General features: G+C 70.6%; 12 protein-coding genes. 2 read left to right on the top strand and 10 right to left on the bottom strand.

Annotated features, from left to right (window positions below; genetic code table 11):
* The first annotated feature begins 5 nt into the window (after nt 1–5).
* Complete coding sequence (locus tag ABFG95_RS01750) at nt 6–1,049, top strand: PleD family two-component system response regulator (RefSeq protein ID WP_054415589.1); 1,044 nt, start codon at nt 6–8, stop codon at nt 1,047–1,049.
* Nucleotides 1,050–1,092: 43 nt separating this feature from the next.
* On the opposite strand, the gene ABFG95_RS01745 is transcribed toward ABFG95_RS01750, so the two are convergent.
* From ABFG95_RS01745 to ABFG95_RS01725, 5 genes are all read right to left on the bottom strand, one after another.
* On the bottom strand, nt 1,093–2,748 hold the full coding sequence (locus tag ABFG95_RS01745) for an ABC transporter permease subunit (RefSeq protein WP_238909962.1): 1,656 nt from the start codon (nt 2,746–2,748) through the stop codon (nt 1,093–1,095).
* Between the two features lie 41 nt (nt 2,749–2,789).
* Nucleotides 2,790–3,719: an ABC transporter substrate-binding protein gene (locus ABFG95_RS01740; RefSeq protein ID WP_238909963.1), complete on the bottom strand. Its 930-nt coding sequence runs from the start codon at nt 3,717–3,719 to the stop codon at nt 2,790–2,792.
* 43 nt (nt 3,720–3,762) lie between these two features.
* Nucleotides 3,763–4,476, bottom strand: coding sequence for an ABC transporter ATP-binding protein (locus tag ABFG95_RS01735; RefSeq protein ID WP_278991598.1), 714 nt, complete (start codon nt 4,474–4,476; stop codon nt 3,763–3,765).
* Nucleotides 4,473–5,591 (bottom strand): porin, encoded by a 1,119-nt coding sequence (locus ABFG95_RS01730; protein WP_175144547.1) that lies wholly within the window; start codon nt 5,589–5,591, stop codon nt 4,473–4,475. The genes ABFG95_RS01735 and ABFG95_RS01730 overlap by 4 nt, the downstream gene beginning before the upstream one ends.
* 155 nt (nt 5,592–5,746) lie before the next feature.
* Nucleotides 5,747–6,226 (bottom strand): Lrp/AsnC family transcriptional regulator, encoded by a 480-nt coding sequence (locus ABFG95_RS01725; protein WP_082380495.1) that lies wholly within the window; start codon nt 6,224–6,226, stop codon nt 5,747–5,749.
* Nucleotides 6,227–6,404: 178 nt separating this feature from the next.
* Between ABFG95_RS01725 and ABFG95_RS01720 the strand changes: the two genes are divergently transcribed.
* Entirely contained in the window at nt 6,405–7,691 is a 1,287-nt protein-coding gene (locus ABFG95_RS01720) for a cystathionine gamma-synthase family protein (protein WP_063570123.1), read from the top strand.
* Between the two features lie 20 nt (nt 7,692–7,711).
* Here ABFG95_RS01720 and ABFG95_RS01715 read toward each other — a convergent pair whose 3' ends face one another.
* From ABFG95_RS01715 to ABFG95_RS01695, 5 genes are read right to left on the bottom strand one after another with little or no spacing between them, the layout of a single operon-like run.
* Nucleotides 7,712–8,356 carry an NTP transferase domain-containing protein gene (locus tag ABFG95_RS01715; RefSeq protein ID WP_054415579.1) on the bottom strand — a complete coding sequence of 215 codons (645 nt, stop codon included), beginning with the start codon at nt 8,354–8,356 and terminating at the stop codon, nt 7,712–7,714.
* Nucleotides 8,357–8,363: 7 nt separating this feature from the next.
* Complete coding sequence (locus tag ABFG95_RS01710; protein ID WP_238909966.1) at nt 8,364–9,443, bottom strand: XdhC family protein; 1,080 nt, start codon at nt 9,441–9,443, stop codon at nt 8,364–8,366.
* Nucleotides 9,436–11,739, bottom strand: coding sequence for a molybdopterin cofactor-binding domain-containing protein (locus tag ABFG95_RS01705; RefSeq protein ID WP_238909968.1), 2,304 nt, complete (start codon nt 11,737–11,739; stop codon nt 9,436–9,438). The genes ABFG95_RS01710 and ABFG95_RS01705 overlap by 8 nt, the downstream gene beginning before the upstream one ends.
* A gap of 38 nt (nt 11,740–11,777) precedes the next feature.
* Nucleotides 11,778–12,431, bottom strand: coding sequence for an isochorismatase family protein (locus ABFG95_RS01700; protein WP_063581045.1), 654 nt, complete (start codon nt 12,429–12,431; stop codon nt 11,778–11,780).
* A complete protein-coding gene (locus ABFG95_RS01695; protein WP_054434743.1) occupies nt 12,428–13,501 on the bottom strand; it encodes a 2,5-dihydroxypyridine 5,6-dioxygenase in 1,074 nt (357 codons plus the stop codon). The genes ABFG95_RS01700 and ABFG95_RS01695 overlap by 4 nt, the downstream gene beginning before the upstream one ends.
* Nucleotides 13,502–13,517: the final 16 nt, after the last annotated feature.

Genomic DNA, 13,517 nt, shown 5'->3' with positions numbered 1-13,517 from the left:
CCACTATGCACCCTCCCATTGACAGCCCGGCCTCGGCCGACCTGAACTCGCACGCGGCCATGGTGCTGCTGGTCGACGATCAGGTCATGGTCGGCGAGGCCATTCGCCGGGCCCTGGCCACGGAGGGCAATATCGACTTCCACTATTGCTCGGATCCGTACAAGGCGCTGACCGTCGCGGTGCAGACGCGGCCCACCGTGATCCTGCAGGACCTGGTGCTGCCGGGCGTGGACGGCCTGAGCCTGGTGCAGGAGTACCGCAACCACCCGGTCACGCGCGATATTCCCATCATCGTGCTGTCGACCAAGGAAGATCCGGCCATCAAGAGCGCGGCGTTCGCCGCCGGCGCCAACGACTACCTGGTGAAGCTGCCCGACTCCATCGAACTGGTCGCGCGCATCCGCTACCACTCGCGCTCGTACCTGGCGCTGGTGCAGCGCGACGAGGCCTACCAGGCGCTGCGCCAGAGCCAGCAGCAGTTGCTGGAAAGCAATATGGAGCTGCGCCGCCTGACCAATTCCGACGGCCTGACGGGCTTGGGCAATCGCCGTTACTTCGACGAATACCTCAACGCCGAATGGCTGCGCGCGCGCCGCGATGGCCGTGAAATCAGCATGCTGATGATCGACGTGGACCATTTCAAGTCCTACAACGACACCTACGGCCACATCGCCGGCGACGAGGCGCTCAAGCGCGTGGCCAACACCATCTTCGCCAGTTGCGACCGCTCCACCGACCTGGCCGCGCGGTTTGGCGGCGAGGAGTTCGCGCTGGTGCTGCCGGGCACGCCGGCGGGCAGCGCGCGGCTGGCCGCCGAGAAACTGCGGCGCGCGGTCGAAGCCATGCAGATCCCGCAGAAGGACAATGGCGGCGGGCCGTGGCTGACGGTCAGCATCGGCACCGCCACCGCCGTGCCGATCCCGGACCAGCCGTGCACCGACCTGATCCAGATCGCGGACCGGGGCCTTTACCAGGCCAAGCGCCAGGGCCGCAACCGCGTGGTGCAGGGGCCGATGCCGTCGGCCGCGGATACGCCGGACCCGGTCTGAGGCGAGGCCGACGGCTTTCCGCCGCCGGACCCCGCGCGATGGATCAGGCGCGCGCGCCGCGCCGGATCGAGGTCGCCGCCAGCATCAGCGCCAGGCTGACGCCGACCGCCACCGCCGCCATGGCCATGCCTTCGCCCACCGATCCTTGCTCGAACTGGCGCCACACAAAAACCGATACCGTCTGCACGCCGGCCGGCGCCAGCAGCAGCGAGGTCACCAGTTCGCGCGAGGCCACGGCGAACACCATCAGCATCGCGGCGGACAAGCCCGGCAGCACCAGCGGCAGCACGATGCGCCGCAGGGCCGCGGCCGCGCTGGCGCCATGCACGCGCGCCGCCGCTTCCAGATTGGGGCCGATCTGTGCCAGCGCCGCGCTGACGTAGCGTACCGGGTAGGGGAGCAGCAGGCAGGTGTACGACAGCAGCAGGATGCCCCAGGTGCCGTACGGCGAAGCGGGCCAGAACGGCTGGTTCCAGGCCAGGATCAAGCCGACTCCCACCACCACGCCGGGCAGCGCCGCGGGCAGCAGCGCCAGCGCGTCGATGACGGCCGCGCCCGGCACGTGCCGGCCAGCCACGCACCAGGCCGCCAGCAGGCCCACGGCGCCCGCCGCCAGCGCCGTGCCGGTGGCCAGCAGCAGGCTGGTCGAGAGCGCCTGCCAGGCCTCGCCGCCGGCCTGGAACAGGGCCGCGAAATTGGCCAGGGTCAGGTTGTCCAGCGACAGCCCGGCCGAGACATGGCGCGTCAGGGCCGCGGCCAGCATCGACGCCAGCGGCGCCGCCACCGCCACCAGCGCGACCGCCGCGAACAGGCCCAGCACCGGCCAGCGCCAGGCGCCGAGCCGGCCGCGCGCCAGCGGCGCGGGCTTGCCGGTGGTGGTCTCGAAGCCGCGTCCGGCGACCAGCGCGCGCTGCACCGCGTAGGCCGTCAGCGCCAGCGCCACCAGCACCAGCGACAGTAGCGCCGCGCCCGGCAGGTCGATGGGCCAGTCCGCCAGGCGCCGCTCTATGGCGGTGGTCATGACGGCGACGCCGGCCTGCGCGCCCAGCGCGGCCGGCACGCCGTATTCCTCGATCGCCAGGGTGAAGGCCAGCAGCAGGCTGGCGCCGATGGCCGGCAAGGCCAGCGGCAGCGTCACGCGCAGGAACGCGCGCCACGGGCCGGCGCCAGACACCCGCGCCACCTCGGCCAGCCGCGCGCCGGTGGCGGCCATGCTGCGCGAGACGGCGAAGTACACCACCGGAAAGATCGCCAGGCCCATCGCCAGCGTCACGCCGGCGGGCGAGAACAGCAGCGGTCCGAGATGCAAGCCCGTCAGTTGCTCCAGGTAGCCGCGCGGTTGCAGCGCCATGGTCCACGACAGCGCGGCGATGTAGGGCGGCAGCAGGAACGGCACCAGGAACAGCAGGTCCCAGAGCCGCGCCAGCGGCACCTGGAACAGGCCGCGCAGCGCGCCCAGCGGAATGCCGATGAGGGCGCTGACGGCGGCCACGCCCAGGCCCAGCTTGAGCGTGCCGCCCACCAGCGTCAGCGCCGCCGGCGTGGCCAGGGTGGCGGCCCAGGCGCCGAAGGGATTGCGCAGCGAGCCTTCGGCCAGATGGGGAAAGACGGCCTGCAGCGCGACGAAGGCCATCGGCAGGGCGACGAGCACGCCCAGGGCGGCCACGGTGATGGCCGCCAGGAGAAAGACGCTTTTCATGGTCGGGGTGGGGATGCCGGAAGCGCCGGCATCCCGGCCTGTCAGTGTTGGCCGAACAGGCGCGCGAAACGCGCCAGCACCTCGGCGCGCGAGGCGCCGGGCGCGGTCTCGGGCAGCAGCGCCAGGTCCTTGAACAGCGGCCGCTTGCCGGCCACGTCCTGGCGCGCCGGCATCAGCCAGGCGTCGGCGACGGCGCGCTGTCCGTCCTCGGACAGCACGTAGTCGATGAACTGGCGCGCCTGATCGGGCGCCTTGGTGGTCTTCAGGATCATCATCGGGCGCGGCGCGATGGCGGTGCCGCTGGACGGGAAGATCATCTTGATCGATTCGCCTTTCTCGACGCTGGCGTACGACACGTAGTCGACCGCGCCGAACACCGCCGCCTTGGCGCCCTGCAGCACCGGCGTCAGCGCCTGGGCGTTGGGGCCGGAGATGGTCATGCCGTTGTCGCGCAGCGTCTCGAACAGTTTCCAGGCCGATTCGCCCTGGGCGCTTTGCAGGCCCAGCAGCAGGTCGAGCGAGGCGCCCGACAGGGCCGGGTCGGGGGTGGTCACCTTCTGCTTGAACTGCGGGCCGGTCAGGTCGGACCAGTCGCGCGGTTCGGGCGTGCCGCTGCGCGAATTCCAGACGATGCCCAGCGCCGAGATGCCCTGCGCCACGTAGGTCGGGGTCTTGAAGCGGGCCGGCACCTGGGCCGCGTTGGGGCTGTCATAGGCCAGCAGCCAGCCGCGCTGGTCCAGGTCCTGGGCGGTGTCCCAGGACGCGGAGATCAGCACGTCGGCGCGCGGGTTGGCGGCCTCGGCTTCGAGCCGGGCCATGACCTTGCCGGTGGTGGCCTGGAACACGTCGACCTTGATGCCGGTCTTCTCCTGGAAGCCGGCGGCCAGCTGCTTGATCAGGCCGCCGGGGCCCGCGGTGTAAACGGTCAGCGCCTTGGCCTGGCCCGAGGCCAATCCGAACGAAAGCGTCATAAAGAACGTGGCAAGTAGTTTGGAAAGCGGTACGTGAGGCATTTTAGGCAGAGTCCTGGGGTTTGGACATCACGAGGTCGGCGATCCGGCCGTGCTCCATGCGGGCGATCGTGTGCGCCAGGGCATGGGCTTCCTCGTGGTCGTGGGTGACGTAGACGGCGGTGGTGCCGAGCCGGCGCAGCAGGGCGCCGATCTCGACGCAGAGCGATTCGCGCAGGGCCCGGTCCAGGTTGGACAGCGGTTCGTCGAACAGCAGCACGCGCGGCCGCGCCACGATGGCGCGGGCCAGCGCGACGCGCTGCTGCTGGCCGCCCGACAGTTCCGAGGGCCGGCGCGCGGCGTGCTCGCCCAGGCCGACCAGGGCCAGGGCTTCGCGCACCCGCGCCGGCCGCTCGCGCCAGGCGACGCCGCGCATTTCCAGCGGAAAGGCGACGTTGCCGGCCACGCTCATGTGCGGCCACAGCGCGTAGTCCTGGAACACCATGCCGAGGCCGCGGCGTTCGGGCGGTTCGTGGCGCTGCGCGTCGCAGACGACGGCATCGCCGAAAGCGATGCTGCCGCCCTGCGGCCGCAGCAGTCCGGCGAGCGACTTGAGCAGGGTGCTCTTGCCGCAGCCCGACGGGCCCAGCAGCGCCAGGACAGTGCCCGCGGGCACGTCCAGGTCGACGCCGTCCAGCACGGTGTGGCCGTTGAAGGCGTGGCGCAGGCCGCGCACGGCGATCGCCGTGCCGCCCGCGGAAGGTTCAGGCGCGTTCAAAACCGGTGCCGCAGGCCGAGGTTCAGGCCGAACTGGTTCTTGCCCGGTTCGACGTTGGCGCCGTACTTGCCGCCGATCAGGCTCTGCGCCGACTTGTCGTCGTTCACCGCGTAGGCCGCGACGGCATAGACGGTGGTGCGCTTGGACAGGTCATATTCGTTGCCCAGGACGAACATGGTGGACTTCTGGCCGGTGCCGGCGGCCTGCGCGGCCGGGCAGACGGCGTTGTTCATGTCGTCGCAGACCGAGTCGTTCAGGTGGTACACAGCGAACGACAGGCGGTTGTTCGACACCGGCAGGTAGGTCACGCCCAGCCAGGTCAGGTTGTTCTTGTAGTTGCGCTGCGTCAGTTTCTGTTCCAGCCAGCGGTAGCCGGCATAGACCTTGACGCCCTCGAAGTCGTACGACAGCCCCGCGACGATGCGGTCTTCGCGGTTGTCGCTGTTGGCGCCCTTGGCCGGCTTGTCGGCGTTCTTCGAGTGATACAGCACGCCGGCGTCCAGGCCGCCGGACTGGTAGCGCACGCCGCCGCCGATCATGCGGCCCAGCGTCTTGTCGTCGAACGATTGCTCGTTGTTCCAGCCGAAGCTGTAGTAGCCGCCGACGGACACGGGGCCGAACTTGCCGACGTACATCACCGCGTTGTCGGTGCGGTCGGAGAAGGCCGCGTCGGGGCGCTTGATCGAGAAGTTGGCGTTGTCGAACGGGTTGTACTTGCTCATCCAGTCGATCATGAGCGTGTTGTGGCGGCCCAGCGTCAGGCGGCCCAGGCTCTTGCTCGACAGGCCGACATAGGCCTGGCGGCCGAACAGGCGGCCGCCCTGCATGGTCTGGCCGTTGTCGGAGTCGAAGCCGTTTTCCAGCACGAACACAGTCGACAGGCCGTCGCCCAGGTCTTCGGTGCCGCGCAGGCCCCAGCGCGAACCGCTGAGATTGCCCGTGCTCATGCCCGTCTTGCTGTTGCCGCTGGGGCCGTTGCTGAGGTATTGCAGACCGGTGTCGATCAGGCCGTAGAGCTGGACCGAACTGGAAGCGGCCGTCGCCGCGAGGGCGGGGGAGAAGCTGAAGACGGACAGGCAGGCGCCAGCCGCCGCGATGCGGAGAGTCGATTTCATAACAGGAAGTCCTCTTTGGGATTCAATCGGAATCGACACTCTAGGCACGGGTCGCTACAGCTTCGTGACACGCCTTGAGGTTTCGTCGGGGGGCGGTCCGCGCGCGACGGGAGCCGCCCCGGGCACGGAGGATGCGCCGGCGGGCGCTGGCGCGTTCAAAGATGCAGCTTGGTCGACGACTTCACTTCGTGCATCGACAGCGTGCTCAGCAGTTCCTTCACGCCGGGCAGCGTGCGCAGCCGGTTGCGCACGAATTCGGAATAGGCGTCGAAGTCGCGCGCCACGATGTGCAGCAGGTAGTCGTGCTGGCCAGTGGTGTTGTGGCAGGCCAGCACTTCGGGCATTGCGGCTACCGCCGCTTCGAATGCGTGGCAGGTTTTCTCGGTGTGGTTTTCCAGCGAGATGCTGACGAACGCCACCACGCCCATGCCGAGCGCGCGGCGGTCGAGGATGGCCTGGTAACCGCGGATGACGCCCGAGCTTTCCAGCCGCTTGAGGCGCTTCCAGCAGGGCGAGGCCGACAGCGACACGCGCTCGGCCAGCTCGGCGTTGGAGAGCCGGCCATCTTCTTGAAGGATTTTCATGATTTTCCAATCGATCGCGTCAAGTTGATGTAACAAGGCAGTCTCTTTCATGGTTTCATGGCTGTGGGAAACGATATTTCCCATTATCCAATTCCTGAAGCAGAAATGGAAAGAATATTGTGGCCGGACGCGCCCATACTCCCTGCATCCCCTGGCCGGCGGCGCTATCGTGTCCGAATCCGTGATATCGCCGTCAGGTAGGCCGCACTTCCCCATTGAGAGGCACGCCATGAGTTATTCCAGCTATCACAAGAAAGACATCTCCGGCCGTCCGCTGCACGCCGAAACGCAGATGATGTCGTACGGCTTCGATCCTTTCCTGTCCGAAGGCGCGGTCAAGCCGCCGGTGTTCCTCACCTCGACCTTCGCCTTCCGTTCGGCCGAGGACGGCGCCGAGTTCTTCGACCTGGTGTCGGGCCGCAAGCCGCTGCCGCAGGGCGAGTCGGCCGGGCTGGTGTACAGCCGCTTCAACCATCCCAACCTGGAAATCGTCGAAGACCGCCTGTCGCTGCTGGACGGCTCGGAAGACGCCGCGGTGACTTCCAGCGGCATGTCGGCGATCAGCGCGGTGTTCCTGGCGTTCCTGCGCCCGGGCGACCAGCTGGTGCAGTCGGTGCCGCTGTACGGCGGCACCGAGACGTTGATCGCGAAGATCTTCCCGGAATGGGGCATCGGCTCGCACCCAATTCACGACGGCCTGTCGGCGCAGAGCATGCGCGAGGCGCTGGAAGCGGCCGCGGCCAAGGGGCCGGTCAAGCTGTTCTACGTGGAAACGCCGGCCAATCCGACCAACGCGCTGATCGACTTCCAGGCCATGAAGGCCGAGCTGGACGCGTTCGCCGCGCGCCATGGTTATCGCCCGATATCGGTGTGCGACAACACGCTGCTGGGCCCGATCTTCCAGAAGCCGGCCGAGCATGGCGTGGACCTGTGCGTGTATTCGCTGACCAAGTACGTGGGCGGCCACAGCGATCTGGTGGCCGGCGCGGTCACTGGCACCAAGGACCTGATCAAGAAGGTGCGGGCCATCCGCAGCGCTTTCGGCTCGCAGCTCGATCCGCATTCGTGCTGGATGATCACGCGCTCGATGGAGACCGTGGTGCTGCGCATGAAGCAGGCCGCGCGCAGCGCGACCCGCGTGGCGCAGTGGCTGGCCGGCAATCCGCACGAGAAGGTGCGCATCTATCACCCCGAGACCATCGCCGACGAGACCTACCAGGCGGTCTACCAGCGCCAGTGCAGCGGCCCGGGCTCGACCTTCGCTTTCGTGCTGGACGGCGGCCGCGCCAAGGCGTTCCGCTTCATCAATGCGCTGCGGCTGTTCAAGTCGGCGGTGAGCCTGGGCGGCACCGAATCGCTGGTGTGCCATCCGGCCTCGACCACGCATTCGGGCGTGCCGGCGGCCGAGCGGGACGCGGCCGGCGTGTCCGAAGGGCTGATCCGCATTTCCATCGGCCTGGAGCACGAGGAAGACCTGATCGCCGATATGGACCAGGCCATGCGCAGCGTGGCCTGAGGCGCGGGGGGCGGGCGGCGTCAGGCCGTTGCGGGCGGCCAGTCGATGGCGGCGGGCGCCAGCGCGAGGCGCAGCGCCCGCAGGTCATCGGGCGTGTCCAGGTCGGTCACGTAGGCGCGGTTGTCGCTGTCGAAGGTGGCGTGGCGGCCTTGCGCCGGATCCAGCCATTGGCGCAGGCCGGCGCCGGGCGGCAGCAGGTTGGCCGACCGCACCGCGGCGGCCGACAGCAGCAGCGGATGACCCGGCGCGCCGTCGACGCGCGGGCGCAGGCTGTCGGTGCCCGGCGCGCAGGCGCGCCATTGCGCCAGCAGGGCGGCGATGGCGGCGCTGTCGAGCAGGGGCAGGTCGGCCAGCACCAGCAGCAGGTCGTGTCCGGGATGGGCACGGGCGTGTTCGCGCAGCGCCAGGCGCTGCGAGTCGGCGAGGGTGGCGTCCGGCCGCGCATGCGGCAGCGTATCGATCGCCGCGCGCCGCGCCAGCGGCGCCAGGGTGTCCGCATACGGGCCGATGACGGCGCGCACCGGCGCGACGCCGGCGTCGCGCAAGGCCTGCGTCAATCGCTCCAGCAGGCTGATGCCGTCGATGCATAGCGCCGACTTCGCGCGTCCGCCCAGGCGGGCGCCCTGGCCGGCGGCGAGGATGATGGCGGCGATGGGAGCGTTCATGGCGGGCTCAGACGGGGCAGGCGCGGGCCGGATGGGGCGGGTCGATGAGGGTCGAGTCTAGCCCGGCCGGGCCTTCCCTGGCGCGATCTTCTTTGGCTGGGTCGCGCGCCTTGCCGGCGGCCACGGTTTCCAGCGCGTCCCGCGCCACCCCGTTCTTGGCGGCGACGATCTCGGCCATGATCGACAGCGCGATTTCGGCCGGCGTCTTGCTGCCGATGTAGACCCCGGCGGGGCCGCGCAGCCGGCGCAGGTCGGCATCCGCCAGGTCGAAATGCTCGCGCAGCCGCGCCCGGCGCGTTTCGCTGTTGCGGCGCGAGCCGATCGCGCCCACGTAGAACGCTTGCGACGGCAAGGCGTCGATCAGCGCCAGGTCGTCCAGCTTGGGATCGTGGCTGAGCGCGATGATGGCGGTGCGGCGGTCGGGCCGCAGGCGCAGGATCAGGTCGTCGGGCATTTCGCGGCTGCGCACCGCGCCCGGCATCGTCCAGGCCGGCGACGGGGTGTCGCGCGGATCGCAGACGATGACCTCGAAGCCCAGCGTCAGCGCGATCTGGCATAGGTAGCCGCTGATATCGCCCGCGCCGATCACGATCAGCCGCACTGACGGACCGAAGTGCGAGGTGAAGGTGTCGGCCGTCAGGCGCGGCAGGCCATCGGCGGGGCCGGGGCGCAGGCTGACGGCGCCGCTGGCCAGGTCCAGCTCGCGCTCGATGCAATCGCGGCGCCGGCAGTGTTCCAGCAGGGCGGGCAATTGGCTGGCGGGGCCGATGGTTTCCATCACCAGTTCCAGGGTGCCGCCGCAGGGCAGGCCGAACTGGCGCGCCTGGTCGGCGTGCACGCCGTAGCGCAATACCTCGGGCCGCGCCGTCGCGGCAACGCCGGCCCGCGCGCGCGCGACCAGGTCGTCCTCGATGCAACCGCCCGATACGGAGCCGGCGACTTCGCCGTGGCCGTTCAGGGCCATCAACGCGCCCGGCGGCCGGGGCGACGAGCCCCAGGTGCGCGCCACGGTGACCAGCCATGCGGGGATGCCGTCGCGCTGCCATTGCGCGGCCTGTTGCAGCACCTGGGTGTCGATATCAAGCATGCGGGCCTTGGCCGGGGGCGGGTCGGGCCAGCGCGGCGCGCACTGCCTCGGGCGTGAAGGGCGCCTGGTGGAAGCGTTGTCCGGTGGCGTCGAACAGCGCGTTGGCGATGGCCGCGGGGCCGGGGATCGAGGCCGATTCGCCGGCGCCCATGGGCGCTTCGTCCTGGCGCGGCATCAGCAGCACGTCGATGGGCGGCAGGTCCTTGAAGCCGATGATGGGGTAGCCGCCCCATTCGCGGCTGGCGACGCCGGCCGCGTCGAACTGCACGCGTTCGAGCAGGCAGCGGCTCAGGGTCTGGTTGACGTTGCCGTGGATCTGGTGGCGCACGCCGTCGGGGTTGACGATCATGCCGGTGTCCTGGCCCACCACCACGCGCGTGATGGCGATGCGGCCGCTGGCCGGGTCCACGCTCAGGTCGATGACCCAGGCTGCCCAGGCGGCGCCGAAGCCGGGGAACTTGCTGTGCACGTAGCGCGCGTAGGCCACGCCGCGCCCATGCAGGCGGCCGTCGGCGCCGGGCCGGCCACGGCTGCCCGCGACGCCGGCCCGCCAGCCGGCGCGCGCCGCCGTCGCCTCCAGCAGCGCGATGGCGCGCGCATCGTCCAGGTGGCTGAGCCGGAACGCGACCGGGTCGGCCCCGGCCGCCTCGGCCAGCTCGTCGATCATGCAGTCGTGCGCGAACGAGCTGGGCAGCGCCGAGACGCCGCGCAGCCACGAGGCGCGCACCAGCGGCGCGGTGTCGTGGCAGACGATGCGCCGGCTGGCATAGCGGTAGGGCGGGACCGCGGTGCGGTCGCCCATTTCCAGCACGCGCGGCTCGCCCGGCACGGCGCCGGTCAGCAGCAGCGCCAGCAGCGGCGCGTCGTTGGACGGATAGCGCACCTCGAAGTCATAGGCCAGCAGCCGGCCGTCGGCGTCCAGCGCGGCGGCCACGTCCATCAGCTGGCCCGTGCCCTTGGGTTCCCACTGGTGTTCCTGGTCGCGCATCAGTTGCACCCGCACCGGCGCGCCGACGGCGGCCGACAGCAGCGCGGCGTCGGCGCAGACGTCGTCGGCGCAGTTGCGGCCGTAGCAGCCGGCGGCCTCCATGCGGATGATCTCGATGCGGTCCTCGCCCAGCTTGAGCAGGCGGTTCAGGTCGGCGCGCAGCATGTGCGGATTCTGGGTGCCGGCCCAGACCGTGAGGCGGCCGTCGCGATGGTCGGCCACCGCGCAGGACGGCCCGATGGACGCGTGCATCTGGTAGGGCCAGACGTAGGTGCGGCGCAGGCGCACGGGGGCGGCGGCACAGGCGGCCTCGACGTCGCCTTCCTCCAGCAGCAGGCGGCGGCGCGCGGGGTTGGCGCGGATGGCGCTGGCCACGTCGTCCAGCACGGGCGCGGGCGGCACCGGTTCCCAGCGCACCTTGAGCGCGCGCATGGCGGCTTCGGCTTGTTCCTCGCGGTCGGCCACCACACCGATGAAATCGCCTTGCACCACCACCTGGACGCGGCCCGGCAGGTGTGCGACGGAATCGCTGTCGACGCTGATGAGGCAGCGGCCGATGAAGTCGCCGGCGTCGCGGCCGGGGTGCGGCGGGCGCACCACGCGGCCATGGCGCATGCCGGGCACGCGCACGTCGTGCACGAAGCTCAGTTCGCCGGTGGCCTTGGCCGGAATGTCGACGCGCGCGACGGCGCTGCCGACCACGGTGTAGTCGCGGGCCGGCTTGAGCCGCACCTGGGCATCATCGGTGGCCAGTTCCAGCCGGGTGTGCCGGCCCTGCACCAGTTGGCCGTAGTGCAGGGCGCGCGCGTCGCCCGCATCGGCGGGACGCACGATGCCGTCGCGCAGGCGCAGCGTGTCCGCCGCCACGCCCCATTGCCGCGCGGCCCGCGCCAGCAGGCGCTCGCGCGCCTGGGCGGCGGCGCGGCGCAACGGGGCGGCCGAGATCTGGATGCTGGCGCTGGCGATGGTGGGCCCCTGGTTGGGGGTGGCGTTGGTGTGGCCCAGCACCATTTCCAGTCGCGCCACCGGCACGTGCAGTTCCTCGGCCACGATCTGCGCCAGCGCGGTGCGGATGCCGGTGCCCAGGTCGACGTGACCGTTGAAGGCCAGCGCGCGCCAGCCGCCCGGCGCGGCCTCATCGGCCAGCACCGCCACGAAGACCTCGGGCGTGTCCTGCACGTAATCCGAAACGACACCCGGCTGCCCGGGCGCCGGACGGGGCGGCGCGGTCGGGGCGCGCACGACCAGCAGCGCGCCGGGGTGGGTCAGCAGCGCGTCGTGCAGCGCGCGGGGATGGGGCAGGTTCATGGGCGAAGGCGATCCGGGCGGATTGGCTGATTATGCCGCTATCGCGCCGCGCCGGGCAGCGCGCCGATGTCGGCCAGCGCCTGCTCCAGCGGCATGACGGCGGCGTACTTCTGCGCCATGTCGAACAGGTTGGCCTCGTGCGGCCCGAGCGCGCGGTCGCCGCAGCAGTCGGACACCACCAGCGGCCGGAAGCCGGCCTGCATGGCGTCGACCACGCTGGCGCGCACGCAGCCGCTGGTGACGCAGCCGGCCACCACCAGCGTCTGCACGCCGCGTTGCGCCAGCCACGGCGCCAGCATGGTGCCGTAGAACGCCGACGGCGTGCTCTTGCGCACTACGTATTCGCCGGGCGCGGGGGCCAGCTGCGGCACGATGGCGCTGTTGTGGCTGTCTTCCTTCAGGGTCAGCATGCCCGGCACCTTGAGGCAGAAGATGTTGCTGTCGGCGTCGTCGTCCGAGAACACGATGCGGCTGTGCGCCACCGGCCAGCCCTGTTCGCGCGCATGCGCCAGCAAGGCGCGGGTGCGCTCGATGGCCTGTGGGATGTTGCCGCCACCGAACACGGCGGGGTCGGCGAAGCCGTTGACGAAATCGATGATCAGCAGGCCGAACGGCGCCTTCAGCGGCAGCGGCGTGCCGAAGCCCTGGCGGGCGTAGGCCGAGATATCCCCGGCGGGAACGGTGGTGGTCATGCCAGCTCCTTGCGGCGGGCGGCGCGCGCCAGCCCGGGTTCGTCCTGCACCACGCCGTCGATGACGACGGCGCGATCATCCAGCATCACCGTGCAATGGCGCATCGGGATGTCGATATGGCAGGCGGTGGTGCGTTGGCCGCCGGCCTCGTTGTTCGGCCCCATGGACCAGAGGAAGTTGCCCTCGAAGGCGCGGGCGTCCATGCCGATATGGGTTTCCTTGCCGTAGTGGCCCAGCATCGACCAGTGGGCGCGCGGCTGCAGGCCCCAGCCGATGTGCGAGACGGCGTAGGCCTCGGGGTCTTCGTACGAGGCCATGTAGTCGCGCAGCACCTCGGCCTGCAGGCCGCCCTGGATGCGGGTGACGTAGCCGCGCTCGACGGTCAGCGTGATCGGGTCGGTCACGTAGTCCTTCATCGGCAGCAGGATGTCGCCGCGGTCCAGCACCACCTGGCCGTTGCTGTGGCCTTCGTCGGGCCAGGTCAGCACGAAGCCGCTGGGCCAGTGGTCCCAGCGCCCCGGCTCGTCGACGAAGCCGTATTCGGAAATTGCCGGAAAGCTGCCCAGCCGGCATTGCAGGTCGGTGCCTGCCTGCGAGGTGATGCGCATCTGGCGCGCCTCGGCGATCCGCGCGGCGGCCGCGCGCACGCGGGCGCGGTCGGCCTCGGTCGGCACCAGGCGGCACAGGATCTCGGGCGGCTCGACCGCCAGCAGGATCTTGGTGCCGCCCTGCAGGATCTCGTGCTGCTCGGGCGAGAACAGCAGCGTCATCAGGTCCAGCACCAGGTCGCTGGCCTTGAGCGCGGCGATGGCGGCGGGGTTGCCGGTCAGCGGCGTGGTGCCCAGGTAGGCCAGCGAGTCGCGGCTGAGGGATTTCTCGCCGTTGACCGGCGGCAGATCCAGGCGGTTGACGCGCGCGCCCATGTCGCCGGCGGCGGCGATGGCGCAGCGCAGCGTCTGCGGATGGGTGTCGGCGCCGGTGAGCACGGTCACGGTCTGGCCGGCTTCGAGACGGGAAAGCGTGAGCACCTGTTTCCAGGCGCGGATCAGGTCGATGTCGCTGACGGGCATGGCGGACTCCTGTCCG

The sequence above is a fragment of the Achromobacter sp. HNDS-1 genome, assembly GCF_040084795.1.
Taxonomy (GTDB): Bacteria; Pseudomonadota; Gammaproteobacteria; order Burkholderiales; family Burkholderiaceae_B; genus Achromobacter; species Achromobacter ruhlandii.
Note: the sequence above shows the minus strand (reverse complement) of the source record. Positions and strands in the feature narration are given on the sequence as shown.